Origin of the sequence: Streptomyces sp. YGL11-2 (assembly GCF_050054615.1) — a bacterium.
Lineage (GTDB): Bacteria > Actinomycetota > Actinomycetes > Streptomycetales > Streptomycetaceae > Streptomyces.
Genome location: NZ_JBNHIN010000013.1, coordinates 11,061 through 34,567, shown reverse-complemented (window position 1 = coordinate 34,567; position 23,507 = coordinate 11,061). Strand labels below are relative to the sequence as shown.

At 69.0% G+C, this 23,507-nt stretch carries 21 protein-coding genes; 9 read left to right on the top strand and 12 right to left on the bottom strand.

The window, feature by feature from the left end; all coding sequences use genetic code 11:
* Positions 1–223: 223 nt before the first annotated feature.
* The 4 genes from ACO1BR_RS16955 to ACO1BR_RS16940 all read right to left on the bottom strand — a co-directional run bounded on the left by ACO1BR_RS16955 (position 224) and on the right by ACO1BR_RS16940 (position 3,073).
* Complete coding sequence (locus ACO1BR_RS16955) at positions 224–919, bottom strand: hypothetical protein (RefSeq protein WP_426795898.1); 696 nt, start codon at positions 917–919, stop codon at positions 224–226.
* A complete protein-coding gene (locus tag ACO1BR_RS16950; RefSeq protein ID WP_426795897.1) occupies positions 916–1,917 on the bottom strand; it encodes a WXG100 family type VII secretion target in 1,002 nt (333 codons plus the stop codon). The genes ACO1BR_RS16955 and ACO1BR_RS16950 overlap by 4 nt, the downstream gene beginning before the upstream one ends.
* Positions 1,917–2,210: a hypothetical protein gene (locus tag ACO1BR_RS16945; protein ID WP_426795896.1), complete on the bottom strand. Its 294-nt coding sequence runs from the start codon at positions 2,208–2,210 to the stop codon at positions 1,917–1,919. The genes ACO1BR_RS16950 and ACO1BR_RS16945 overlap by 1 nt, the downstream gene beginning before the upstream one ends.
* A 650-nt stretch (positions 2,211–2,860) precedes the next feature.
* On the bottom strand, positions 2,861–3,073 hold the full coding sequence (locus ACO1BR_RS16940; protein WP_426795895.1) for a DUF397 domain-containing protein: 213 nt from the start codon (positions 3,071–3,073) through the stop codon (positions 2,861–2,863).
* Between the two features lie 191 nt (positions 3,074–3,264).
* Here ACO1BR_RS16940 and ACO1BR_RS16935 point away from each other — a divergent pair, with 191 nt between their 5' ends.
* The gene (locus ACO1BR_RS16935; RefSeq protein WP_426795894.1) at positions 3,265–3,798 is read left to right on the top strand and encodes an ATP-binding protein; all 534 of its coding nucleotides are present in this window, start codon (positions 3,265–3,267) and stop codon (positions 3,796–3,798) included.
* A gap of 356 nt (positions 3,799–4,154) precedes the next feature.
* Here ACO1BR_RS16935 and ACO1BR_RS16930 read toward each other — a convergent pair whose 3' ends face one another.
* A complete protein-coding gene (locus ACO1BR_RS16930; protein ID WP_426795893.1) occupies positions 4,155–4,802 on the bottom strand; it encodes an RDD family protein in 648 nt (215 codons plus the stop codon).
* A 252-nt stretch (positions 4,803–5,054) separates the two neighbouring features.
* Here ACO1BR_RS16930 and ACO1BR_RS16925 point away from each other — a divergent pair, with 252 nt between their 5' ends.
* From ACO1BR_RS16925 to ACO1BR_RS16910, 4 genes are all read left to right on the top strand, one after another.
* Positions 5,055–5,399 carry a hypothetical protein gene (locus ACO1BR_RS16925; RefSeq protein WP_426795892.1) on the top strand — a complete coding sequence of 115 codons (345 nt, stop codon included), beginning with the start codon at positions 5,055–5,057 and terminating at the stop codon, positions 5,397–5,399.
* A 79-nt stretch (positions 5,400–5,478) separates the two neighbouring features.
* Positions 5,479–6,579: a hypothetical protein gene (locus tag ACO1BR_RS16920; RefSeq protein WP_426795891.1), complete on the top strand. Its 1,101-nt coding sequence runs from the start codon at positions 5,479–5,481 to the stop codon at positions 6,577–6,579.
* A gap of 13 nt (positions 6,580–6,592) precedes the next feature.
* Complete coding sequence (locus ACO1BR_RS16915; protein ID WP_426795890.1) at positions 6,593–6,949, top strand: hypothetical protein; 357 nt, start codon at positions 6,593–6,595, stop codon at positions 6,947–6,949.
* Positions 6,950–7,347: 398 nt separating this feature from the next.
* Entirely contained in the window at positions 7,348–7,704 is a 357-nt protein-coding gene (locus ACO1BR_RS16910) for a hypothetical protein (RefSeq protein ID WP_426795889.1), read from the top strand.
* Between the two features lie 249 nt (positions 7,705–7,953).
* On the opposite strand, the gene ACO1BR_RS16905 is transcribed toward ACO1BR_RS16910, so the two are convergent.
* The 3 genes from ACO1BR_RS16905 to ACO1BR_RS16895 all read right to left on the bottom strand — a co-directional run bounded on the left by ACO1BR_RS16905 (position 7,954) and on the right by ACO1BR_RS16895 (position 10,527).
* Positions 7,954–8,589, bottom strand: a complete 636-nt coding sequence (locus tag ACO1BR_RS16905) for a hypothetical protein (protein WP_426795888.1) — start codon at positions 8,587–8,589, stop codon at positions 7,954–7,956.
* A gap of 251 nt (positions 8,590–8,840) precedes the next feature.
* Complete coding sequence (locus ACO1BR_RS16900) at positions 8,841–9,503, bottom strand: hypothetical protein (RefSeq protein WP_426795887.1); 663 nt, start codon at positions 9,501–9,503, stop codon at positions 8,841–8,843.
* 553 nt (positions 9,504–10,056) lie between these two features.
* Positions 10,057–10,527 (bottom strand): RDD family protein, encoded by a 471-nt coding sequence (locus ACO1BR_RS16895; RefSeq protein ID WP_426795886.1) that lies wholly within the window; start codon positions 10,525–10,527, stop codon positions 10,057–10,059.
* 671 nt (positions 10,528–11,198) lie between these two features.
* Between ACO1BR_RS16895 and ACO1BR_RS16890 the strand changes: the two genes are divergently transcribed.
* The gene (locus ACO1BR_RS16890) at positions 11,199–12,497 is read left to right on the top strand and encodes a C2 family cysteine protease (protein ID WP_426795885.1); all 1,299 of its coding nucleotides are present in this window, start codon (positions 11,199–11,201) and stop codon (positions 12,495–12,497) included.
* Between the two features lie 46 nt (positions 12,498–12,543).
* Here the strand turns inward: ACO1BR_RS16890 and ACO1BR_RS16885 are convergent, their stop codons facing one another.
* From ACO1BR_RS16885 to ACO1BR_RS16875, 3 genes are all read right to left on the bottom strand, one after another.
* Positions 12,544–13,596 carry an SUKH-4 family immunity protein gene (locus ACO1BR_RS16885; protein ID WP_426795884.1) on the bottom strand — a complete coding sequence of 351 codons (1,053 nt, stop codon included), beginning with the start codon at positions 13,594–13,596 and terminating at the stop codon, positions 12,544–12,546.
* Positions 13,593–15,821: an ATP-binding protein gene (locus tag ACO1BR_RS16880; protein WP_426795883.1), complete on the bottom strand. Its 2,229-nt coding sequence runs from the start codon at positions 15,819–15,821 to the stop codon at positions 13,593–13,595. The genes ACO1BR_RS16885 and ACO1BR_RS16880 overlap by 4 nt, the downstream gene beginning before the upstream one ends.
* A 241-nt stretch (positions 15,822–16,062) precedes the next feature.
* On the bottom strand, positions 16,063–16,464 hold the full coding sequence (locus tag ACO1BR_RS16875; RefSeq protein ID WP_159507778.1) for a hypothetical protein: 402 nt from the start codon (positions 16,462–16,464) through the stop codon (positions 16,063–16,065).
* A 239-nt stretch (positions 16,465–16,703) separates the two neighbouring features.
* Here ACO1BR_RS16875 and ACO1BR_RS16870 point away from each other — a divergent pair, with 239 nt between their 5' ends.
* Both ACO1BR_RS16870 and ACO1BR_RS16865 read left to right on the top strand, forming a co-directional pair.
* On the top strand, positions 16,704–17,015 hold the full coding sequence (locus tag ACO1BR_RS16870; RefSeq protein ID WP_426795882.1) for a hypothetical protein: 312 nt from the start codon (positions 16,704–16,706) through the stop codon (positions 17,013–17,015).
* Positions 17,012–17,713, top strand: coding sequence for a WXG100 family type VII secretion target (locus tag ACO1BR_RS16865; RefSeq protein WP_426795881.1), 702 nt, complete (start codon positions 17,012–17,014; stop codon positions 17,711–17,713). The genes ACO1BR_RS16870 and ACO1BR_RS16865 overlap by 4 nt, the downstream gene beginning before the upstream one ends.
* Before the next feature lie 84 nt (positions 17,714–17,797).
* On the opposite strand, the gene eccCa is transcribed toward ACO1BR_RS16865, so the two are convergent.
* Positions 17,798–21,757: a type VII secretion protein EccCa gene (eccCa, locus tag ACO1BR_RS16860; RefSeq protein ID WP_426795880.1), complete on the bottom strand. Its 3,960-nt coding sequence runs from the start codon at positions 21,755–21,757 to the stop codon at positions 17,798–17,800.
* Positions 21,758–22,010: 253 nt separating this feature from the next.
* Here eccCa and eccD point away from each other — a divergent pair, with 253 nt between their 5' ends.
* On the top strand, positions 22,011–23,474 hold the full coding sequence (eccD, locus tag ACO1BR_RS16855; protein ID WP_426795879.1) for a type VII secretion integral membrane protein EccD: 1,464 nt from the start codon (positions 22,011–22,013) through the stop codon (positions 23,472–23,474).
* Positions 23,475–23,507 lie beyond the last annotated feature (33 nt).

The following is a 23,507-nucleotide window of genomic DNA, read 5'->3' as shown; positions in this document are numbered from 1 at the left end:
TTTTTTTTTTTTTTTTTCCCCCCCCCCCCCGACTCTGTGCGGGAGGGGTAATGGCATGAGCTTCATGCGGAGGCCGCGTGCGGTGGGTGGTGCGGTGGTGTCGGGTTGCCCTGACGGTTCGCCTTCCCCGCCAACGAACATCCCGCCCGACGTGGCGAGTCACGCCGGCCGCCCCGCCTGTCCGTAAGGGAGCGGCACCGGGATCCGTCTGTGATGACCTCTGTCACGCGCCGTTGCGGAGTTGCCCGCCAGTCACGTGTCGCAGTGCCTCCGCCTCTGGTTTACGGGCCTCTACCGCGATAAGCGAACCGTCGGAGAACGTCAGGTCCACACGGTGGGAAAAGGTCCAGTGGCGGATCTCGGCGTGGCACAGCCACTCGCGAGCGAGCTCACCGAGCAATTCGGCGCCGCGCACCCCAGAATGAACCAGGAGAATGCGACGGTCGGTGAACGTGAGCAGGGCACTGTCGTTGTCATATGTCGTCAAACGCGCAGGCCCCGTGCGCACGGTGACTACCACCTGACCTGCTTGGCTGTGCCAACCGCCCTTGAACGGGCTCCCGCGCAAGAGGGCCACCAGGCCGCGGGGGGCGGCCGAGAGGGCTGTCGCCAGGGCTTCCGCCGCGGTTTGAGCGATGGTGAAGACCGCTGTCAGCGGCAGCATGAGCGCCGCGAGCGTCCGCCCTCCGAGCCCTTCCTGGTTCGGCTTCGCGGGACGGTGCCTGCGGGGGACACGTTTGACGATGGCACCACACAATTTCACCGCCACCACCGCGTGCAGCCTCTCGTGCGGCTGGAGCCATGGCGCGACGACCGTCTCGTACGGCTGCTGGCCGGCCAGGCGTTGCGAAGTGAAGACTTCCGCTGTCCCCGGGGGCAGCGGGGCCCCGAATGGCGGTCCATAGGTCCCGTGGCTCATCCGAACGTCTCCTGCACCGTGGATTTGGGAACGTGGTACGGGTGCTCGGGGGGCCTGCCGTCCGCCTCTTCCGCCATGGCATTGGCGTTCGTGTCGCTGCCCACGCCCTTTTTGGCGGCTTTCACCGGATCACCGTCGCCGAGAATCAGCGCCGCACCGCTCTTGAAGATGCCGTTGTAGGCTGCGACACCCTGGGAGGCCCCGAACTCCCCGAGGTTGGCCATCGAAGGCGACCTGACCAGGTTGCCGAGCGACTTCCCCTTGTTCATGATGCCGCCCACCTTGCGGACGTCGTTGGCGGCCTTGAGCCCGTCCTTGATGTTTTTGAAGGACTTGCCGGCAGACTTGATCTCCCTGACGGCCTTCACCAACTCCTCAAGTTTGGTGGCCAGTTGCTCGGAGACCCGCGCCACACGCGCGATGAAGACGGTGATCTCGGCGTCGGCGACCAAGGCGTCAGCGATGGTAGCCAGGCCGAGCGTGGCGATGTCGACGATCACCATGGCTGCAAGGGAGAGGATCAGAGCCTCGATCGCTTCGCGGATGATCTCAATGACCATCTCCTCCGCGACTTTGCATTCCGCCGCGGCCTGACTGATCAGCTGCGCGGTCTGCTCCATGTCGGCCGCGGTGGCGTCAATCGCCGCGACCGTGCGTCCCATATGCGCCCCGAAGGCGTTGGAAGCCTGGCCCGTCCACTCCTGAGAAAGCGTGGCCGCGCCGCTGCGCAGCTCCTTCGCCACGTTCTTGAGCGCCTTGGACTGAGCCTGCCACTCCTTGGCTGCTGCCGTGAGCTCATCCAGCTTGCCTGTCACCTGTTCCAGGCAGTCCATCAGCCCGGTGGCGTCCAGCGCGCTCTTGACGATGTCGTCCAGCCCCGCGTCGAGCCCTTCCGACACAGGATTGTGGATCTCCGGCAGAGGAATGAGTGGCTCTTCGAGCCAGTGCTTGGCCCATTCGTAGTTGTCGGCGACCTGCTGTCCGCTGCCTGCCGACATCAGTGGCCACCGCCGAAACCGGCTGCCGTCTCACTGTCCTGCGCCTGATAGCTCTCCGATGTCGCGTGCAGTCCCTCGGCCGCGTGCTGGAGTATCGCCATCAGGTCGGGGAGGTTCTGCCGTTCGGCGGTGGCGTGTTCCTCGTAGGCGGTAAAGAGGTTCTGCGCATCTGGCAGGTGACCGAAAGCATCGGACGACAGCGTCACCGACGACAGTTTTGACTGGATCTGTGTGAGCTCTTCGCGTTGGCTCTCCAACACGTTCTTGTACGTATCGAATGCGTCGGGATGCATTCGAAAGCCAGGTTCCCCCACGGCTTTACCCCTTGATGGTTACGAGCGTTGAGCCGCCTCAGGCTACAGCCTCGCCAGCGCGAACTTACGACGCCCCCGCAAGCTCGACGCATCGTGGTCAGCGCATTACTCCTCGCAGAACGTGTGTCTGCGGCGGGAGGGTTGGGTCCATGAGCAGCGCAGTCTGACCTTCCAGGACATTTTCCCGAATCAGCGAAACTCACGCCGAAATCGGATAGTTCGCGATGCGTTGCGCCATCACTGATGGGGGCGACCCTTCGCTCGTTCCGATAGCCGCTCAATAGGGTTCCTTTGCGCGTTCGGGGGGCGTGTGCTGTGGATGTGTCATTTCCCCGTTGTTCTGCGCCCGTCGCACTGCGCCCGTCGCACTGTGCTCGTGCGCTGGATGCCGAGATCTGGAAGGGGAGCTATGACGCGCCAAACGCCGCCAGGTGGCCCTGGCGGTGGCGGGCCCTACGGGTACCGACCCCAGTCGGGGAGCCCGCCCCCGGGGCAAGGTATGGCCCCGTTACCTGGGTCCCCACTACCGTCCTCCGTTCCGCCTGGCGCCCCACCAGGCGGCCGGCAACCGCAGGGCGGGCGGTGCTCTGCGCCTCGCGTATCTGAGGAGCAGAGCACCGCCGCGCCCGTCAGGATGCGTGAGCTATGGCGAAGCCGACGAATGCGGCCCACGCGGCGGAGGAAGCTGTCAGCGCGGACCGTGTGATGTCTTTCGAGTCGCGAACGTGGTTGGCGGCGGAGCCAGTTGCGACCTCGACGCATTCACCGCCTTCTTCGCCGCTGTAACTGCTCTTCATCCATGTCGGCTGGTACAGATCCTGCGTGGTCGTCTCGACGTTCATGCCTCTCCCAACGCCTTTCGGCGTAGGCCAGTGACTCCCTGGGGGTGAGGGCCTGGTCCGCCACCCTTCGCCGCCTTCCGGGGTCGTGCCACCACCCGCTGCGTACCCGCGCCACCCTCGGACGTACAACGCACCGTGGTCAGCGCATCACTCCTGGTCAAAGTTACGTCTGTGACGCGAGCGTGGGGTCCATGAACAGCACAGTCCGCTCTTCCGGGGCGTTTTCCGGAATCGGCGAAACCCCTGCCGGAATCGGCGAGTTCGCGATGCGTTACACCTCCACACCGCGCGGTGCCCGGCTGGCCCGCCGTCTGACGTCGCACCGGCTCGACGAGTGGGGGTATGCCTACGACGGCGAGATCAACGAGTCCGTCACCGCCATCGCCGGCGAACTCGCCGCCAACGCCGTGCGCCACGGCCATGTCCCCGGGCGGGATTTCGCGCTACGCCTGACGGTTTCCGCGGGGGCGGACGGAACCGGCGCCCTCCGCTTCCGTGTAGAGGTGTCCGATACGCGGAGCGAGCGACTGTCCATGGCCACGTTGGGCGGTGAAGCCGGGGCGGGGGCCGACGGGGGCGCCGGCGCGCTCGCGGAGAACGGTCGCGGGCTGCTGATCGTCGCGCGCCTCGCGGCGGGATGGGGTGTTGTGCCGCGGCCGGGTGGCCCAGGGAAGACCGTGTGGGCGGAGTACGTCGTGGCGACGCGTACGCCGACGGGCGACTGAGGGGCAACCGTTGAGCGACCGTATCCCCGACTCAGGGCGAAAACGTCCTCGATGCTGCCCTGGACCGTTTTCCCGGCCTTGCCCTTGATGCCGCGTCCGTGGCGTCCTGGTGGTCACCGGCGGCGTTGCCGGTGTGCTTGCCGGCGTGTTTCTGCGCTTCGGCCGGGCATTTACCGGTGAGGTGGTCCGGGGCGTGACCGATAGAGGTCTTTGGGCGGTGCGCGGGTGCAGGCCGCCCGCCGTCCCGGCGTGATGGCCGGCGACGGCGGGCGGTACTTCCCCCTCCGCGCTCAGGTGGAGGTCGGTGGCCGGTCCGCCGGGGAGGGGCCACGACCTCGCCTGCCTCAGTTCGCCGCCTATGAGTCGTCGGAGCGCACCAGGCGGATGCCGCAGAAGTCCTTGGGCAGATCCGGCCACCAATACGGATCCTTGTGGCCGATGTTGATCTTGCGGAACCAGTCCGCTATGTACGCGATCACCACGAAGAGATATCCGGCCAGCCAGCGGCGGAACAGTCGAGGCAGGCGGGGGCGCCCGCCATCGCTTGAAAGGATCACGCGGGTCTGGGTGATGAACTTGCCGAGGCTCGCGCCGGAGACGCGGGTCAGGAGGACGTGGTTGATGAAGGCGAAGCCGAAGGCTGCGCCGAGCCCGGTGATTACGCCCTGGCGAGGGTTGTGGGCTACGACGAAACCGAGGTAGCCGACGGCCGCGGACAACAAGCCGTCGATCACGCTCGTCAGGAAGCGGCGGGCTTCGCTGACGGCTGCGGGGAGGCTTGGGGCCGGTGCCTGGGGTGGGGTCGGCTGGTACTGATACTGGGCGGGCGGCTGCTGAGACGTCGACTGGTACCCGTACTGTCCGTTCGGCGGTGGAGCCTGCTGATACGGCTGCTGTTGATACGGCTGCGGTGGCTGTTGGTTGTATTGCGGGTACGGCTGCTGCGGTGGCTGTTGGTTGTACTGCGGGTACGGCTGCTGCGGTGGGAAGTCTTGGCCTGACATGGGTATGGATCCTTCCACGGTGCCGGCCCGGGCGTCAGTCGGTGCGTCTCTTAGGGAGGGCTTGGACCGGAATGCGGTACCCAGGTCAGTCATAGTCATGGTGCACGCACCGGTATGAAAGCCATGCGCCGCCCGGTTCCGTCTTTGGGAACGATCCGCATTCCGTTTCCCCGATACGGACGCCAACTACGCACTCCGGTAGGCTTATCGGCAACCTACGTGACGTGAAGCAAGCACAACAGGGGGCACTCCGTGGCAGGTTCCGGGTACCAGATCGACCCGAATGTACTCAAGACGCAGGGTAAGAACTTCTCGGACATCTCGCACAATTTCGGTAGCGCGGCCGAAAAGTTCAAGAGCAAGGTCACGGAGTGCGAAGAGGGCTGGGGGGATGATTCCGCGAAAATCGTCGACCAGCTCCTCAAGGCGTACAAGCCGGTGAGCAAGGTGATCATGTTTGCGCTGCCCCACCTTGAGGACGCGCTCGGCGAGCTCGGCACCAAGCTCAACACGATCGCCAAGGATTACGAGGCGGCCGAGCTGGAACAGGTCTCTGTCCTCTCCAAGATCGCGCCGGAGGGTCAGGGCAAGATCTAGGCCCAGTTCCAGCCTATCCGTATCGTTTCGGCTGGCTCCAGCCACCCATCAATGCCTGTGTTTCCAGGGGGAGTACAACGTGTCCATCATGCTGCCGAGCGAGGTCGACTGGGTCCTCGACCTGCTGGGTTTCGAGTGGCCCAATCTCGACGAAGACAAGATGATGCAGGCGGCGGAGGCATGGCGCTCCTTCGCGCAAGACTGCCAGCAGGCCATGAGCCAGGGGAACTCCGCGGTTGGCACGGTACGCGGCTCCAACTCCGGTGACGCGATCGACGGCTTCGGCAAGGCTTGGGACAAGTTCACCAAGGACGGACTCATCGAGTTCGGCTACCTCGAAGCGCTGGCCGGCGCAGCCGAGATCCTGGCGGCCCTGCTTGACGTGTGCGCGATCATCGTGGTGGCGCTGAAGATCTACGTCATCGCCCAACTCATCGATCTGGCCATCGAATTCGCCATCGCGCAGGCGTCGGCTCCGGTCACCCTCGGCGCCTCCGAGGCGGCCCTGGCCGGCCGCGTCGTGATGATCCGGGCGCTCGTCAAGCGGGCTCTGACGGAGGCCGCGGAGAAGATCACCGCGAAGGTCACCGAGTCACTGGCGAGGCGGGAAGTCCTCTCCGTCAAGGAAATCCTCGTCAAGATCGGCAAGGAAACGGCGAAGTCGGTCGGTAAGGAAGCCTTCAATCAGGGCAAGGCCATCTACCAAGGCAAGCAGGATGGCGTCAACTGGACCGACATGGGAGTGGCGGCGGTCAACCCGGCGCTGAAGCCGATCGCGGGCACCATTACGAAGGACGACAAGGGCGAGTACGGCTTCAAGGCCGACGGCGCCGGCAAGGTCGCGATGGGCATGTACCACCAGGCCGAGGGCGTCGGCAAAATCGCGGAAGGTGATGTCTCCGGCGGCGCTCGCCAGATTTGGGACGGGGGACTCGAGCAAATCGGCGGGGCCAAGACCGTCTACGAAACCGGCACGAAGGAGAAGAAGGAGGACGGGGAAGGGGAGTCGGGGGAATCGCACTCGGGCAGCTCACACTCGGGCTCGGGCAGCCACCATTCGACGTCTGGAGGCTCGACGAGCCACGACCGCCCGACGCCTTCCCGTCCGACCCCGCCCGCGGCCCCCACCACCGCCTCCGGTCAGGCCGAGAGCGACCGGGCCCGTTCCACCTTCGGCTGACAGGAGCCCCACGATGCGCAACAGCAACTCCAACACCGATGCTCTCGGCGACCGCGACTATCCCATCGAGGAGAAGGACCTCACCGAGGAGCAGAACGAACACCGCACCAAGACCCTGCGTGCGGTGCGTGACAACCCCAACGCTCCGGAAGCGCTCCGGGAGTTGGCGAAGAAGATGCTCAGCGGCCGGGTCCAGCTCAAGGACGTCCTGGACGACTCTGCGGGCCACCGCGCGCTGAGCGAGGGGCTGGCCCCCCTCAGGGAGCAGTGGCGGACGATGTCGCCGCAGCAGCGCCAAACCGTCCGGGAGTACGACCCGGACGAGGAACCGCGCGGAGGCGGCGCCTCCGGCCGGTCGCCGCGGTACTGATCCGCGTCGGCGTTTTCGGCTGAGGGGACAAGTCGACGGGGCTCAAGCATGCAACGGCCCTCTCGGTAGTGCGGGCGGACCGTCCTCAGATCGCCAGGACGGTCTTCCCCGGCAACCGCCCGGTGCGGCTTGCCGCGCCCCGTGGGGAGATGCGGCAGGGCTGCCGCGGGACCGGCCGGGATGGTCGGAACGCAGCGGCATTGGGGAACCTGGGCTCAGCCGAAGGCGTCCTCGACGCCGGCTGTGACCGTGACCGTGCCCTTGACGTGGTCGTCAAGGCGAGCGGACGGTGCCGCCACCGTTTGTGGAGATGGGGGCAACACCGCCGAAATTGCGCGGAATTGGCCCGTCTGGGGTTGTCGGACCAGCCTGTGAGCCGTCCCGTAGCATTTCCGCTCATGGACGCAGCCGACAACGACCAGGACAACGATCAGTCTGATCAGCCCCTTCCCGACTCCGACTCCGACTCCGACGCCGAGGGCGGGAGCGGGATCCGAGGCGGGCTGACGCCTCGGCAGGCCCGGCGGGTGCGGGTCGTGCTGGCCTCGGTGACGATGGGCCTGATGGCGGTGCTGCTCGTGGTGCGGCTGGCGTCCCGTACGTCCGTGCTGGTCGTCGGGGTGTACGGAGCCGCGCTCGTGCTCTGTGGGGTCGTCATCGAACTGGCACGGAACGGGCGTACCCGGCTGGGCAGTTGGCTGCTGGGCCTAGGGCTGGTGGCAGCGATCGCCGCGGACTGGCTGTTGCTGCCCTGAGGGGCAGTGGTGCGCTGAGGGCACGACCGCAAGCCGGATACCGTGCCCTCGGCGAGGCCGGCACCTCAGATCACCCCGTGCCACATCTGCTCGACGATCAAGGACCGCCAGTTGCCGTCGTCGTCCAGTGTCCAGGCATCGAATCGCCGTGAGTTGCTCCTGGAAGGCCGCGACGGCGGCGCCTGCCGCGTAGGGGTCCATGACGTTTGCAGGGGAATGCTGGGGTCATGGGTACCGGTGCCCTCGGGTCTACTCGCCGTACAGCACAGCCTGCGCATAGATGAGGTTCACATCCAGCACTCCGGTATCCGCGCGGTATCGGCCGTGGAAGTCGAGGGCCACCTTCTTCGGCCCGTCGCCGGTCCGCATGCGCCAGCGGGCGCGGTGGGGTTTGCTCCACAGTGAACCGCTCGGATGCAGGTCGCCGTTGAGGAGGAAGACCAGCGCCAATATGGCCCAGAACGGCGAGCCCACCCAGTATGCGATCCAGCCGCGGATGTTCCCCCTATAGGCGACCGCGCTGCGCTGCTTGTCCGCGTCCTCTATGCGCCATGCCTGGCGAAATCCCAGTGGGGAACGCCCATGGGTGATCCGGCCGATGAAGCGGCCGGATCCGTCATGCACCGCGTACACGATCTGGGAAGGACCGGCATCGGCTTGGGGAGCGACGGCGCACAGGGTGTGGGCGGGTTCCGTCGTCGCCGTGAGGGCGAAGGCCGGCTCGGGGTCGTCGCTTCCGCTGCGGCGGTGAACTCGGGCCATTGGTGACTCGGCCGCAAACCTCCCCATTCCCGGTTGAAGAGCTCCCCATGCCGCACAGCCTGGCAGTGCCATGAATTGCTGTGCGGACTCGTCCTGCGAAAAGCAGAACTTTATCTCGGGCATTCGGGATGCTCCCCTGCTTCGGCTTGCTTTGTTCAGCGAAGGTCTCACCCTCGCGTACCCAGGCGGCCGTCTCATGGTTCCTGGCGAGGTGCGGTTCATGGCGACGGCCGATAAGTGTGTCAGACGGCGATCACCTGGGTCGGGACGCCATCCCGACGCGGAGGGCTGCGGCCGTTTGTTGGCGCCGTTCAGCAACGCCCTTGCACCCCGCGCGCGGTGGTCCCTGCCGGGCAGAGACCACCGCGTATGTCTCATGCGTTGCGCGGGTGCGGCTGCCGCACTTCGTTCCGGATCTTTTGCGCGGCGTGGGACAGATCATTCGTGCCCATCACGCCGGAATCGACCCCCACCCCCTGCTGCTGCACGATCCCCAGAGCGCTGGTGTCGCCCCACACGCAGCGGGTCACCGTCACGTTGTTGTCGAGGCCGACCTTCGGTTGCAACATGAACGACTCGCACTTCATGACCGTTCCGTCGAACGTGTCACCTTTGTACGCCGCCACCTTGGGCGGTTCGAGGCCTTTGATCGTGACTCCGAGTGTCTTCGCCTTCTTGTCCTCGTCCTTTTGCATGCGCGCCAGGGCCGCGTCGACCGCGGTCGTCGGTTGGGTGACCTGGCCCTGGATGGCGGTCACATTGATCGTCGGTCCATGCTTGGAGTCGCCATTCGGTGAATCCGCCGGGTTTTGTGCATATTGGGAAGACCAAGGGAACCCCTTGTTGATACCCAGCTGCTTGATCTGTTCCGTAGACATCAGACAGTCGGAGCAGATCGTGTTGTTGTCCCCTTTCTTGTAGTAGGTGCCGTCGAGGATCTTCTGCGGAAGCGAGACGGTGTACGGCACCATCTCGTGGTCTTCGTGGCTCTTCTGGTACCACACGAAGCCACCGACCCCGAGGGCGAGCACGAGCACGATCGCTATGGAGAGGACGGCGATCAGCGGGCCCTTGCTCTTCCGCTGCGGGGGCGGGGCGCCCGGCGGGCTGCCCCAGCCGGGTGGACCGCCCGGTCCGCTGCCGGGCGGTGGTGGCGGTGCAGCGCCCCACGCAGGATGCGTTCCAGGGTGCCCGGCCGGCGGCTGCGAGACGCCGGGTGGCGGGCCACCGGGGGCTGGGTAACCGGACGGTGGCGGTGGCTGGTGGTAACTCACTCTCATGTCTCCTCGCGAAAGAGCAACCGTCTGATCTTGTCATGTCAAAACACGCGGAAGACGGTGTCTCGTCGCGGCTCTGTGCCTGCCTGCTGCAGTGCGGGATTCGGTGTGCTCGTTCCACTGGGCACCGATCCGGCCGCCGAGTTCGGCCTTGATCAGCTTCCTGGAAGCTGGGCGCCGTGCCAACTGGGAAACAGGGGGCGAGGTCTGCGTAGGGAACCCCAAGGCCGCCTTGCCCGGCCGCGGCCGTCAGCAGGGCCCTGCCTGCTCTGCTCTCCTCGGCGTCGTCAACGGCCGTGCCAGGGCCGGTGTGTCACTGCCAGCGGCGTTTGACGACCGCGGTGTTGGCGGCCCTGTCGTGCATGCACTGCCGGAACGGCTCGTTCCAGATGCACGACAACACGCTGATGAGGCCCAGGACCGGCACCATGCCGATGCCCAGATAGGCCAGCCAGCGCCCCAGGGCGTGACCGAAGCCGAGCTTGTTACCGGTTTCGACGTGGACGACGCGCAGACCGCAGATGGCTTTGCCGAGGGTGCCGCCCATCGCCATCGTCAGCGGTTCGAAGAAGAGGATGACGAGCAGCACCCAGGCGATGAGACCAAGAGCCACGGGCGCCCCGCGGCTGTCTCCGGGCTTGAACGTGCTGTACATCCAGATATTCGTCGGCACCCAGACGCCCGCGATCAGCACGCCGGTGATCAGGTAGTCAATGAGGCGGGCGAGCAGGCGCATGCCGGGGACCGCGAGCGCCTGCGGGGGCGGACCCTGCGGCGTGCCCATCTGTGGCTGCAGGGGTTGCGGCGCCCCGTAAGGCGGCACTGGGGACTGCGACGGATAAGGCTGAGGCGGTACGCCCTGCGGAGGGCCGTAGTACGGCTGTGCGGGACCGAAGCCGGGGCCGGGCTGGCTAGGGGGCGGTGGCGACTGAAAGGTACTCACAGGGGGCGATCCAAGCCGATACGCCGGCACCGCGACAACTCGGGATGTACGAACAGGGCTGCCCTGACAGCGGATTGTCCTACGTGACCCCGACCGACCAGGGACACACTTCTCCCCGCCGGCGATCGAAAACCGGCCTTCGCCCCAAGCAATTCCGACCGAATGCCGAATGCCGAATGCCGAATGCCGTCGGCCTTCGCCCCGCCCCTCACGGATCTCAAAACGGTCCGCGCAGCGGAGAGTTGGCCGGACTGTTGGTGATGCCGGCTACCGCGGACTGGATCGTCCCGAGCTGGTCCGCCTGATCGCGGACCGTTGACGCATAACTTCCGATTCCTTCGGGCTCGACCCGAAACCTGGAGTTCCCATGTCAGGTACCCTTCATGGGCGAACGTGAGCCTCACGTCGCACCAACGACCCGTCAAGACAAGGCACCAGGGTGCGAGGCCGACCACACGCACTGTGCGAGCTGCCTTTCATGAGTGGTTGACGCAGCTGTACGGGGAGGACCGGTGGGATACGGCCGCAACAACTGGCGCCAAGTGGCCGGCTTTGCGGCGGACTTCGTCCCGGGCGGTGAGGTGCTGCTCGATACGGTCGACCTGGTGCGCGGCGTCAACGACAACATCGGACTGAGCCGCCTGCACTACGTCAAGGATGGCCACCCGCTGGTCGAACTTCCCTGGCAGCCACCCGGCCCGCCGCCGGACCCGCAGCGGGCCGAGGCCGTCGGGCAGCAGGCGTGGAACCTGCTGTTCGCCGACAAGACCCGCTACGGCGCGCGGTCGCTGCTGGACCAGGTGGCCAACACCCTGGTCCCGCTGCCACCGACCGAGCTGGACATGGTGGTCCGCCGATGGGGGCAGCAGGGTCTGGAGCGCTGGGACGCCCTCACTCACGTCGAGGACGAACACGGCGAACCCGCCTATGACTGGCGCCGGCAGGCCGAGCTGTTCGGCTGGCTACTGCGCACGGTGAGCCCGTACGGGGCGATGCTGGTCGGCACCTGGATGGTGTGCAGCCAGCCCGACTACGACGCCGAGTGCAGCTGCGGGGACCACGGCTGGGTGCTGCCCGAGGGGCCGTTCGCGCAGGTCGACGGCGCCTACTTCACCCAGAACTGGCAGCGGGTCTCCGGCTCGACGGAGGCGATGTCCTGGCAGGACATGGAACAGGGCCGGTTCGGCACCTGCTGGCTGCTCACCAGCATGCAGGCGGTCATCCAGGCCAATCCCCAGCACGCCCCCCGCCATCTCCGACTCGAAGCCAACGGCACGGTCACCTGCACGCTCTACGACGAGGGGCGGCCGGTCGACATCACGGTGGTGCCTGACCTGCCTTACGGCCACGGCAGGTTGTGGGGCGCCGCTGGGCACTCGGACGACGCCCGCTACGCCGAGACCTGGCCCGGCTACTACGAGAAGGCCGTCGCGAAACTCCGGGGCCACTACTGCCAGATCGCCCACGGCGGCCAGGAGAAGGACGGGCTCCGCCTCCTCACTGGCCGGGAGACGCAGCCGCTCGACTACAACTCGCCCTGGCTCTGCCACGAGGTCGCCGACCGGCGGTCTCGCGGCCAAGCCGTCACGGCCGGCACCCAGGGCAACGGGAACGACCGCGAGATGCTGGCAGGCGGACGGCTGGCGGCCAGCCACGCCTACTTCATCAAGGACGTGGACGTGGCCGGCGGCCGGGTCTGCCTCGGCAATCCCTGGGGCGACGGCGCCACGCGCACGATGTGGGAGTGCTGGCTGACCCTCGACGAAGTCCGCGCCTACATCGAAACGTTCGACGCCGTCGACACCTGGTAGCGGCGCGTGGGAGACACGACCACAGCGGACCACCCCCTGTCAGATGTCAGAACAACCCGTGCCACATCTGCTCGACGATCAGGGACCACCAGTTGCCGGTGTCGTCCAGTGCCCAGGCGTCGATCGCCGTCAGCTGCTCCTGGAAGGCCGCGACGGCGGCGCCCGCAGCGTACGGGTCCATGCCCCGCATCTGCCGCCTGGTGGCGGCCAGAAGGGCGAGGGAGCGCGCGTAGGCCGCGGCGGAGCGGTTGACGAAGCGGGCGCCGCCGGAGGACGGCTGGACGGCCCAGACGGTGCCCTGCTGGCTCGGGTCGTCCTCGGGGGCGGTGCACTGCACGGCGATGGCGTACAGGCCGTCGCTGCCGATGCGGACGTAGCCGGCGAGGATGTCCAGGACCTGCGGCGGGGCGTCGGTGCCGATCGCCCGGAGGTGGCCGGCGACATCCGTGAACAGGCCGCCGGCCGGCGGGTTTCCGGGCTGGTCGGCGGTGAAGAAGTACGGGACCTGGAGGGGCAGGCCGGCCGATGCCAGGGTCGCCTTGGCGTCGTCGGGCAGCGCGGTGCCGGCGAGGGCGTCCGGGTCCGCGCGCAGCACGCCCTCCGGGCCGAAGACCTCGGCGAGTTGGCCGCCCAGCTCCTCCGCGCTCATCGGCGGCGCGGGCGCGACGGACTGCGGTACGGCCACCTGGTGCGGCTGCGGCGGCGGCTGCTTGCCGGCCATCTGGTACATCGCCGCGACGTGCTGGAGCAGCGCGGCGATGCCCTCGGCGCGCTCCTCGCGGCGCATGCCGTAGCCGGCGGTGCAGGAGAAGGCGGCGTTGGGGAAGGCCCGCAGGACGAAGTCGCCCGTATAGCCGCCGGGGAGCAGCGCCGGCTGCAGGTCGGTGTGCACCGCGCGGACGTCGGCGCCGTTGACGCCCAACCGCTGGAGTTCCGTGAGGAGTTGGTACTCGGCGGGCGGCAGGCCGGGCGCCGAGACGCGGGCGAGGCTGGTGTCCTGGCCGGTGGACGGGTCGCGGTAGGTCGCCACGGCGGTGTTGCCGGGGCCGGTGACCGGCGGCTCGCCCGCGGGGGCGGCCGCCTGGGCCTGGGTGTTCACGAGTGGTCTCCTTCGACGCCCTGGGGGCGGTCCTGGGAAGCGGCGTCGGCGGCGGGGGCGGTGCCGGTGGCCTGGGCGGGGAGGGTGGGCACGGCCCCGGGGCCGGCCTCCGGGGAGGGTGCCGGGAGGGGGGCCTGCCGCCGCTCCGGGGCGAGCTCCGGAACCGGGGCCGGGGCCGGTGCGGTGATCTGACGGGCCGTCACGCCGCGTTCGGTGGCGACGAGCAGGACGCCCTCCGGCGAGAGGTCGGCGTCGCGGAACGGGGTGTCGGAGAGCAGCGCGGTCACCACCTCGCCGCTCTCCCGGGCCCAGACGCGCAGGTAGTCGGCGCCGCGGCTCAATCCGTAGGGGGACGCCGTCTGTTCGTCCTCCGAGGGGCGCCGCATCTGCGCGGCGTCGGCATCGAGGTGCCCCGGGCGGAGGAGGTCGTGGAGGAGGAGGGCGGTGTCCGAGTCGGGCAGCGGGCGGGCGCCGGGGGTCCCGGCAGGGACCACCAGGGCGGCGACGGGACGGGAGCCGCCGGCGGCCTCGCCACCTCCCTTGCCTCCTTCTCCCCCGACCTGCGGCTGGAGGAAGGCGGGCGCCACCGAGACCACCCCCGCCAGCGGCAGGCTCCACAGCGTGCGCCACGGCAGGTTGAAGCCGAGGCCGTGCAGCGCGTCCGCGTACGGCTGGAGGCCGTCCTCGACGAACGCGGTCTCCAGCAGCGCCGCCCGCATCTCGGCCGGGGCCCCGGAGCGGGTGAGCAGCGGAGCGGTGCGCAGATACGTGTGGGCCGGGGCGCCCAGCTGGTCGGGCGGTACCGCCTCGACGGCGGCGCGCAGCGCGACCGGGTCGGCGTGGGCGAACAGGCCCGGATCGGTGAGGAGTTGGGGCAGCAGCCCGGCGTCGAGGGTGTGCGCCGCGAGGTAGTCGCGGACGTACGGATCGGCCAGCGACCAGTTCTGCTGCGGTACCGCCTGCAGCAGCGCCATGGCGATCCTGGTCTGGGCGTCGCGCGCGTCCGCGAGGCCGGACCGGACCTCCGCGGCGAGAACGGGGTGCACCAGCCGCAGCAGCGTACGGCCGCCGGAGCCGTTCCCCGAGCCATCCCCGGCCGCTCCGTCGGTGTCCGCCGGTTCCGCCTGCTCCACCGGTTCGATGAACGGCGCCGCGAGCAGCATCCCCTCGGCGAGGGCCGGGCCCATGTCGTGCCCCGCGACGGCGCTGGCCAGCGGGCGCCACAGCTCGACCGGCAGCCCGTCGCCCTCGGCGAACGCCAGTGGGGCCAGCATCTGCCGCAGCGTCAGCGGTTCGGCGCCGAGGCGGCGGGCGTGCAGGTCCAGCACCTCGCCGACGGTGGCGGGGAGTTGCGAGGCGTCTGTCGGGTCGACGTCGTCGGGCGCGGGCAGGGCGAACAGCGAGCGGACGGCCAGGTGGACGGTCAGCCGGCTGCCGCCCGCGCGCCGGGCCAGCGCCTCGGCGAGCGCCCGGCGGGCGTCCGGGTCGGTGGTGTACGGCAGGTCGGGGGCCCCGGCCTCCGGGGTGAGCGCGGTCTCGGCGTGCAGTACCAGGCCCTCGGGGTCGGCCCACTCGGGCTCGTCGAGGTCGATGACCTGCACCTGGCCGCCGGGCGCCGCGGCGGCCAGCTCGGCGGCGAGTTCGCGGGGGACGTCGGCGAGCAGCCGGACCGTCGGGGTCGCGGCGAGCGGCGTGAGGACGTCGCGTATCAGTCGCGCCGGCTCGTTCGCGGGACGTACCGGACCGGCCAGATCCACATCCGGCACCACTACGGTCACCGGCTCTTCACGAGCGGCGAGTTCGGTGAAGATGTCCTCGGTGCGGGTCGCCGCCAGCCCGAGGTGGTCGGCGAGCAGCCACAGCACCTGCGCGGACGTACGGCCCCTAGGGTCCGGGACCGCGGGCGCCGGAAGGTCCGGCGGGACCGTCGCCGGGTCCAGGTTGTCCAGCGGGAGCCGCTTGCGGTACTCGGGGTCGCACAGCATCAGGAAACCGGCTACCAGGCGCGAACGCCCGCTCCCGGGGCTGCCGGTGACCACGACGACGCGCGGTGCGCCGGGCCAGCGCATGCGCCACGCCGCGAGCGCGCGGAGCGCGGCGGTGCGTCCGCCGAGGTACGGATGCGGCGCGTACTGTGCCCCCGGGCCGGTCGCTTCCGCCGGGCCGAGTGCTTGTGCCGCGCCGGCTGGTCGTCCCGCGTCGGCCGCGTCGGCTGAGGCGCTCATGACGCCCTCGTCCCCCATCAATCCCGCCCTCCACCTCGTGGATCCGTGCGTGTACCGGCTAGATCCTATGTTCCGAGCCGGGTGGTACGGCACGGCCCCGGGGTGGCTGTTCCTGGAAATGTGTGGGGCGGGCGGTGCCGGAAAAGCACGGAATTATCTACTGGTGCGGCTGTGTGCCCGATAAGTGCCCGATAATTCGGCAATTCCGGCCGCCGGACCGGCGGCCGGAATTCCGTGCGGTTCAGCTGTGTCCGCGACGGCTGCCGCGGCGCGGGCCGGTCACGATGTTGAGGCTCGGCGCGTCGCGCTCGGCGCGCTCGCGGTCCTCCTCCTCTTCCTGCTTCTGCTGCCACTCGGCGAACTTCGCGCGGGACTCCTCGCGCTCGGCCTGCGTCTGGTCCTCCGCCGCCCGCCGGATCTGGTTCATGCGGTCGCCCAGCGCGCCCATGTAACTGGGCGTCTCGATGGCGTCCTTCATGCTGATCCGGCCGGAGAGCACCTCCTTGGCCATCTCCTGGATCTTGCCGCCCACGTTGGGGTTCTCCGCGAGGACCTTCAGCGCCTTCCGCAGACGCTGCGCCTGCTCCTGGTCATGGGCGACGTCCATCAGGTCCGCGTCCTCGATCTGCCGCTCATTGCTCATGTCTGCCCCCTGGGTACGTGGTGGAACGGCAACCGCGAGTGCTGCGCTGGCGTCAGAGTCTAATAACGGGTGTGAACGGGTCGTCAAGACGGGGTTGTCGGTATTGCCGCATATTGCTCCGTATCCCCTTCCCTGCTTCGTACACCGGCCCTTCCGCAGCGGGCGTCGGGCCTATTGCGTATGTGCTAGACCTGTGGCGATGTTCAGCAGGTCGCTGTCATTCAATTCGGGGAGAAATGATGTCCGACGAGGTCCGGCTCAGTACCGAGACGCTGCACAAACTCGGTACGTCCTTCGAGATACAGGCGGAAGAACTGAGCCGGCAGCTGGGCGCGTTCAGACGGCGCGCGGACGCCGGTGCGCTGCGTGACGGCTTCGGCAGCGAGGAGGCGGCCCGGCCGCACCTGGAGCTGTTCGAGGAGGCCGAGCGCGCCCTCGTCCAGCTCCATGAGCGGCTCGCCGAGGTCGGCGGGAGCATCAAGGAGACCGCCGCGAACACGCAGGCGGCCGAGGACGAGCTGGTCGAGATGATGCGGAGCCTCAACAAGTGACCGAGCCACGGCGCAACCCCGAGGCGCTGCACGAGGCGGCGGCCGGCTGGCGGGAGATGGGCAAGCACCTCGACGGACTCGTCCGCGACCTCGACGGGCATGTCGGCACCGCCGCCGCGGCCGACTGGCACGGCCCGGCGGGTGAGGCGTTCGCCGCGGAGTGGCACCGCCTCAAGCGCGGAGTCGACGACGCACTGCCGGCGTTCGAGCTGGCCGCGGCCGACCTGGACAGCGCGGCCACCGCGCACCACAACGACAACAGCGGCACGGACCACGACGCACCGCCGGTGGACAACTCCGGCTCGCAGAACGGCTCGCAGAACGGCTCCCAGGGTGGCGCCCAGGGCGGGCCGCAGATGACGTACGGCTTCATGGCACTGGGCCAGCTCGCCAACTCCCTCGGCGGTGCCTTCGGCAAGCGCGGCAAGGGAGGCGGCGGCGGACAGAGCCACGGTCCGGTCGTCACGCACCAGTGGGAGACCTCCACCGCCGCGCACGGCCCCGACCCGTTCGGGCCGGCCAAGGACGGCGAGGCCGCCACCCGCGGCGGCGAGGGCCTCGCCAAGGGCGTACGGACCGACCCGGCCGCGGCGCAGCGCGCGGCGGCCGAGCAGGAGGCCAGGGAGAAGGCCAGGGCGGAGGCGGAGAAGAAGGCCGCGGAGAAGCCGGACGGCAACCCGCACGGCGCCTTCGGCTGACCCGACCGCACCTCCCGCACCACGAACGGCGGTGGGGCGCCCCTCCGAAGAGGGACGCCCCACCGCCGTTTCGCGTGCCGCCGGCTACTGGCCGCTGTACGGGAGGAAGCCCGTCTGGACCAGCTGCGCACCACGCTTGCGCGTGATGAACGTGGCCCGGCCCGGCGTCATCTGCTGGCCCTTGACGTTGCCCATCAGCGGACCCTCGGCCGGGTCGGCGGACAGGATCAGGCCCTGGGCGCCGAGCTCCTTGGTGCGCTGCATCACGGGCTCGAACGAGGACCGACCGGCACCCGAGGAGCTGCGCGCGATGATCAGGCGCAGACCCAGGTCACGGGCGAACGGCAGGTACTCCAGCAGCGGTTGCAGCGGGTTGCCGGTGCTGGTCGCCACCAGGTCGTAGTCGTCCACGATCACGAACGCGTCCGGCAGGTCGTACCAGCTGCGGTTGCGCAGCTGCTCCGGCGTGACGTCCGGACCCGGCATCCGTCGGCCCAGCGAACCCGCCAGACCGCTGATGACCTCCTGGAGCTGCGGCCCCGCGGCGCAGTACTTGTACACATGGCTCTCGGGGACCTCGCCCAGCAGGGCGCGGCGGTAGTCGGAGACCACCATGAGCGCCTTGTCCTGCGCATACCGCTCGGCGAGCTGCTTGGTGATCAGACGCAGCAGCGACGACTTGCCCGACTCGCTCTCGCCGTAGATGACCAGCAGCGGGTCGGTCTCGAAGTCGATGAACGCCGGGGACAGCGTGGTCTCGTCGACGCCGATCGCGATGCCGTGGTCCGGGTAGTCGCTGCCCTTGGGCAGCTCGTTGACGTGGAGCATGGTCGGCAGCATCCGCACCGCGGGGGCGGGCTCGCCCTGCCAGTGCTCGCTGACCGTCTGCACCAGGTTGGCGACGCCGTCGCTGAGGGTCTCCGGGTCGCTCATTCCGTCCAGGCGCGGCAGCGCCGCGAGGAAGTCGAGCTTCTCCGGGGACAGACCGCGGCCCGGCTTGCCCATTGGGACGTTCTCCGCGCGCTTGCGGTCGAACTCCGACTCCATCGGGTCGCCCAGGCGCAGCTCCACGCGGTTGAGGAGCTGGTCGCGCAGGGCGGGCCGCACCTCGGTGTAGCGGGAGCCGGCGATGATCAGGTGGATGCCGAAACCGAGACCCCGGCCGGCGATGTCCAGGATCACCGGGTCCATCTGCTCGTAGTCGGTCTTGAACGTCGACCAGCCATCGATGATCAGGAAGACGTCGCCCCACTTCTGGTCGGGGAAGGCGCCCGCGGCCCGCCGCTGGCGGTAGGTCGCGATCGAGTCGATGTTGTTGGCGCGGAAGAACTCCTCGCGCTCGTTGAGGATGCCGACGACCTCGGAGACCGTACGCCGGACCTTCTCGGCGTCCAGACGCGAGGCGACCCCGCCGACGTGCGGCAGGCCCTCCAGCGACAGCATGCCGCCGCCGCCGAAGTCGAGGCAGTAGAACTGCACTTCGGCCGGGGTGTGGGTGAGCGCGAACGACGTGATGGCGGCCCGGATCAGCGTGGACTTGCCGGACTGCGGACCACCCACGACCAGGCCGTGACCGGCACCGGCGGAGAAGTCCAGGTACATCACGTCACGCCGCTGCTCGAACGGCTTGTCCACCAGCGCGACCGGCACCACGAGCTTGCCCAGCGCGGTGTACTCCGCCGCGTGCACACCCCGCTCGGGGGTGACCGTGAGCGCCGGGAGCAGCTGGTTGACCGTCGGGGCCTCCTCCAGCGGCGGCAGCCACACCTGGTGCGCCGGCGGGCCCTGGCCCTGCATCCGCTGGACCATGACGTCCAGCACGGTGTCGGCGAGCGCGTCGTCGATCTCGGGCTCGGCCGCCTCGACGACGACCGGCTCCTCGATGATCTGCTCGATGACCGGGGCGGCCGTGAACGGCACCGGCATCCGCATCGACCGGCCGCCGCCGCCACCGCGACCGCCGCCGCCCGGACCGCGGTACGTACCGGAGACGTAGGCGGCCTTGAACTGGACCATCGTCTCGGTGTCGTACTTCAGGATGCCGGAACCCGGGACGTTCGGCAGGTGGTAGGCGTCCGGGACACCGATCGCGGTCCGCGACTCGGCCGCGGAGAAGGTGCGCAGACCCAGGCGGTAGGACAGGAAGGTGTCCAGACCGCGCAGCTTGCCCTCTTCCAGACGCTGCGAGGCGAGCAGCATGTGCACACCCATCGACCGGCCGATACGGCCGATCTGGATGAACATCTCGATGAAGTCGGGCTTGGCGGCGAGGAGTTCGGAGAACTCGTCGATGATCATCACCAGCGACGGCAGCGGGTCCAGCGGGGCACCCGCGGCACGCGCCTTCTCGTAGTCGGTGATGTTGGCGTAGTTGCCCGCCGAGCGCAGCAGCTCCTGACGGCGCTGGAGTTCACCGGTGATCGAGTCGCGCATGCGGTCGATCAGGGTGACGTCCTCACCGAGGTTGGTGATGACGGCCGCGACGTGCGGCATCTCGGACATACCGGTGAAGGTGGCGCCACCCTTGAAGTCCGCGAGGATGAAGTTCAGCGTCTCCGAGGAGTGCGTCACCGCGAGCGCGAGCACCAGGGTGCGCAGCACCTCGGACTTACCGGAACCGGTCGCACCGACACACAGGCCGTGCGGGCCCATGCCCTGCTGCGAGGCTTCCTTGATGTCCAGCATGACCGGCTGGCCGTCGCGGTCGACACCGAGCGGGACGCGCAGCCGCTCGGAGAGCGTCCGGGGCCGCCAGGTGCGCGACACGTCCAGGGAGCCGGCGTCGCCGATGTTGAGCAGGTCGGTGAAGTCCATGGAGGACAGCAGCGGATCCTCGCCGTCGGAGCCCGCACCGGCCCGCAGCGGGGCCAGCTGGCGGGCCAGCGCCTCCGCCTCGGGGATCGACAGGGTGTCGCAGACGCCGTGGTAGACCGCGCCGCTCGCGGACTCCAGAACCAGCTTGCCCGGCCAGACCTGTACGGCCAGACCGCCGCGGATCTCGTCCAGGTCGCCCGGCACGACCTCCAGGATGGTGACGCCCTGGAGGCCCTCGGCCCCGGCGATCACCGAGTCCATCGGCACGTCGCCGCCGTCCAGCACGACGACCACGTGCGGGGTGTCGGTCACCGGCTGGCCCTGCGGGTTGAACCGCCCGCGGCCGTCGAGGTCCTCGGCCAGCAGCTCCTCGACCTCACCGAGGTCGCCGACGACCAGCCGCCGGGTGCCCGCGCCGTCCGTGGTCGTGTCCTGGACCTGCGGCAGCCACTTCATCCACTCCCACTCGGCCTGCGCACCCGGCGCGGCGACGACCGCCACCACCAGGTCCTCGGGCGAGTGCAGGGTGCACAGCTGGGCGATGATGGCGCGCGAGGCGCCGTAGACGGTGTCCGGGTCACCGGAGACCGTCAGGTGGTAGAACGCGCGCAGCGACACCGCCAGCGGGAGGTCGTCCAGGTGGCCGTGCTTGTCGAGGAACTCCTTCATCGCGTGCGCGGTGAGCGGCTCCAGCTCGTCGACCGGAGCGGTCTCCGGAGCCCGCAGGGGAGTGGACAGCTGCTGGGGTCCGAGCCCCAGGCGCACCTGGCCGAAGTCCGGGTCGGTGGCCCGGCGTTCCCACACCCGCTTGCCCTCGGCGACTATCGACCACAGCTGACTGGGGTCGGGGTGGGTGAACAGCTGGGCGTCCCGCTGCCGGCGCGCGGTGCGCCGCACCTCTTTCCGCTTCTGCGCCAGGTACTTGAGGTAGTCCTGGCGCTCCTGGACCATCTGCCCGGAAGGCCCCTGGCGGGCCTTGACGATCTGCATGATCGCCATCGCCAGGGTGGAAGCCACCATGAAGCCGCCCATGATCTTCATGAACGGCTGGTTCCCCATGAAGAGGAAGCCCGCCGACGACGCCATGCCCATCATGGGCATGAACGTCATGAACAGGTTTTCCGGCTCGCCCTCGCGGGGCAGCTCCGGAGGCGCCTCAAGTACCACCTCCTCCGAGGGGACTTCATGTGGCAGCGCGCGTGGCGGGCGCTTGACGATGACAACGCTCACCGAGGCATCAGTCCTTCATGCATCTCGCAGTCTCGGACCGCCCCCGTTGGTTCGACGGTCCCCCGAGCCAAGTCCTTGGCCCGACGCAGGCGTTGATCCTACTGTTAAACGTCAAGCCAAGGGGTGGGTGGGGCAGTACCCCGATCGGACGGTACGCTGACGCACCGCGAGCGCGCCACAACGCCGTAGAGACGGCTTTATATATAGGGCGCGTGACGCGACAAAACGCCCAACGGATAGGGGGAACCGCCAGGTGAGCACGAGCACTGGCACCGGCTTCTGCCGGGTCACAGTCGCCGCGCCGGACGCACGGATCGACGTGGCACTGCCGGAGGACGTGGCACTCGTCGATATTTATCCGGAGATCCTGCGGCTCTCCGGGCAGTCCCAGGCCGAGGGCGCCCCGACCGGATACCACCTCGTACGCCGCGACGGCACGGTACTTGACGCCGGGCAGTCGTTGGCCCAGCAGCAGATCCTCGACGGCGACCTGCTGCTCCTCAAGCCGTTCGCCGAGTCGCTGCCGCTGCCGGTCTTCGACGACGTCTCGGACGCGGTCGCGTCCGCCGTCAAGCGCAACCGCAGTCGCTGGAGCGACGACCTGATGCACCTCGTCGGCCTCACCGCCGGCGTGCTGCTGCTCGTCATGATGGCGTTCGCGCTGTGGTTCTCGAACCCGCTCGACCGCGACATGCACCGGCTCCCCGGCATCATCGCCGGTGTCGTCGGCGTCGTCCTGGTCGCCCTGGCCGGCGTCCGCGCCCGGGTCTACGACGACCACGGCTCCTCCATCGCGCTGGGCCTCGCGGCGCTGCCGCACCTGCTGATCGCCGGCTCCGGCATCTTCCCCGTCGACCAGGGCTCCGGCCCCGGCCGGCTCCAGCTGCTCGTCGGCTGCGTGACCGTACTGATCGCCTCGGTGCTCCTGGTGGTCCTGCTGCCGCGCGGTGACGCGCCCTTCGTGGCCGCCGCCTTCCTGTCCGCGATCGGCACCCTCGCGGTCTTCGCCGCGATCCTCACCGACGCCTCCCCGAGCGAGGTCGGCGCGGTCACCGCCGTCGTCTCCATCGCGATGGTCGCCTGGCTGCCCGGCCTCTCCGCCCGCTTCGCCCGGCTGCCCATCGGCTACCAGTCGCCCGACCAGATCGCCAAGGGCGCCCTCGACAACGGCGGCGAGACCGAGTCCGTCGACTTCGTCAAGATCGGCAACCAGGCCAAGCGCGGCCACGAACTGCTGCTCGGCCTGGTCGCCGGCTGCGCCGCCCTGGTCGTCGGCTCCGCCGGTGTCGTCCTCGGCTTCTCCGACAACGTCTGGGCCCAGGTGCTGGCGCTCGCCGCCGGCATCACGATCATGCTGCGCGCCCGGCTCTTCGACTACACCGCGCAGGTCGCCTGCCTGACCATCGCGGGCATCCTCACCATCGTGCTGCTCGTCCTGGGCATCGCGCTGCACCCGCCGGTCGACATCTTCGTCACCCTGCAGCGCTTCCAGGACTCCGGCCCGCTGAACGTCCGCACCGTCTGGTTCTCCAGCAGCATCGCGGTGGGCGCCGCCGTTCTTGTCGGCGTCGGCCTGATCGTCCCGAAGAAGGGCGTCACCCCCTTCTGGGGCCGGATCTTCGACATCTTCGACGGCCTGGTCCTGCTGTCCCTGGTGCCGCTGTGCCTGGCGGTGCTCGACATCTACAGCACCGTGCGCGGCCTCACCGGCAACTAGGCCCAGCGGCGCACCGCACCGCACGGGTCACGG